Origin of the sequence: Flavobacterium flevense, from assembly GCF_900142775.1 — a bacterium.
Classification (GTDB): Bacteria; Bacteroidota; Bacteroidia; order Flavobacteriales; family Flavobacteriaceae; genus Flavobacterium; species Flavobacterium flevense.
In genome coordinates this window covers 1-2,143 of record NZ_FRCC01000029.1, presented here as the reverse complement: position 1 = coordinate 2,143, position 2,143 = coordinate 1, and the positions used below count along the sequence as shown (strand labels likewise).

The window sequence follows — 2,143 nt, the reverse complement described above, 5'->3', positions numbered from 1 at the left end:
AGAATCGTTTTAACGAATTTATTTGTAAATAACAAAGCTGTTAAAATAGGGGAGTTGAATGAGAAAGACCAAATTATATTAAAAGAATCAATCAATTCTATTGATGAAATTAGATTAAATCATTTAGAGAATAATTTTCAATTACAATTTTCATCATTACATTACGGGAATCCTAATCGTAATCGTTTTAAGTATAGGTTATTAGGTTATAACAAGAAATGGATTGATGCTGATGCTAATGATAGAAAAGCAAGTTATTCTAATTTACCGTATGGAGACTATGTTTTTGAAGTTATGGGGACAAATAATGATGGTGTTTGGTCTAGTGAAGTTAAACGAATAAAAATTAGTGTTTTAGCTCCATGGTGGTTAACGAATTTCGCTATTTTCTTATATGTTTTAATTTTAATAGGTGGATTGTTTTTTAGTTACTATCTAATTATTAGATGGTTTAAGTTGAAAAACGATTATGAAGTTTCAAAAATTCATGAACAGGAGAAAGAAAAATTATTTCAATTAACAACGCAGTTTTTTACAAATATTTCGCATGAATTTAAAACACCTTTAACTTTAATTTTAAATCCACTAGAAAAATTATTGAATAAGGATAAAATTAATGAGTTCAAGAAAGAGAAGTATTATCAGTTAATGTATAAAAATGCGATAAGGCTTTTAAGGTTGATTAATGAGTTGGTAGATTATCGAAAGATAAATTCAAACTCATACAAATTAAATGCTAAATCTCATCAAGTAGCTCCTTTCTTTAATGATATCGAAGAAGCTTTTATTGCAACGACAGAAAATAAATCTATTGAACTGAATTTTGAAAATAAATTACCTTTCAAGGAATTTCAATTTGACAAAGCGGTATTAGAAAAAATCATTTTTAATGTATTAGGTAATTCGTTAAAATTTACTCCTAATGGTGGGAAAATATCTATAAAATTGTCGTTAGAGAAAGAAGAAACAAACAGTAAGTTAACTAATTATTGTGCTGTCAAGAGTGATTATGAAGCTTCGTCATATATCTATTTGTCAATTGAAGATACAGGAAGAGGAATAAGTGAACCAGCTTTGGAACATATTTTTGATCGCTTTTTTCAAGCTGATAATGATTCGGAAATTCAAGGTTCTGGTATTGGCTTAACTTTGGTTAGAAGTTTAGCAAATATTCACCATATTAATCTTTTTGTTTACAGTAAGGAAGATATTGGAACCAAATTTATATTAGAATTGCCTAATATTAATTATGATGAAGTGTTTAAAATTGAGGATTCCAAACAATCAGTAATGTTATCAAAAAGTGCCTTAAGTCCTTTTGATGATAAACAAAATGTTATTACAGATAGCAAGATTGGTTTGTATGAAAACTTTACAAAACCGGAGATATTATTAGTGGAAGATAATTTGGAATTGCGAAGTTTTATGAAAGATCATTTTGATGAGGATTTTAAAATTATAGAAGCTAATAATGGTATTGAAGCCTTAGAATTATTAAGTAAAAACAAAATCCAAATTATTATAAGTGATATTATGATGCCTTTAATGGATGGTGTTAATTTCTGTAAAGAAGTAAAAAATAATCCCGAATATACAGCAATTCCATTTATTTTATTATCAGCAAAATTTAATGTTGAAAGTCAAATTGAAGGGGCACAATCTGGAGCAGATGTTTATATTGCTAAACCGTTTAGTATGGAAGTGCTGCACCTTACCGTGTTAAATATGTTGAGGACAAGAAAGCAACTCAAGGAAGCGACCTTAAAAAATACATTTGAAGAAGCGCGTAAAAATGTTAAAGGGGATATTGAAGATGAATTTTTGAAAGAAGTGATAGATTGTATAGATAATAATATTGAAGATGTAGATTTTGATGTGGTTAAATTGTGTAGTTTGTTAGGTATCAGTAAGACAAAATTATACGCAAAAATAAAGGAAGTTACTTCTGAATCTATAGGTGGATTGATTAGAGAAATTCGATTAAAAAAAGCTGCTCAATTGCTGTCCAGCACAGATATGAATATCGTTCAGGTTATGGATAAAGTAGGGATTCAGAGTCAATCTCATTTTACAAAAAGTTTTAAAAAACAGTTTGATGTAACACCATCAGAGTTTGTTAAAAATTTGAATAATAAAAAGTAGT

The 2,143-nt window shown here is 27.9% G+C and carries 1 protein-coding gene; it reads left to right on the top strand.

What is annotated here, in order from left to right; translation table 11 throughout:
* Nucleotides 1–2,142: hybrid sensor histidine kinase/response regulator transcription factor (locus BUB89_RS17735; protein WP_143161167.1), on the top strand; the 2,142-nt coding region annotated here is incomplete at its 5' end.
* Nucleotide 2,143: the final 1 nt, after the last annotated feature.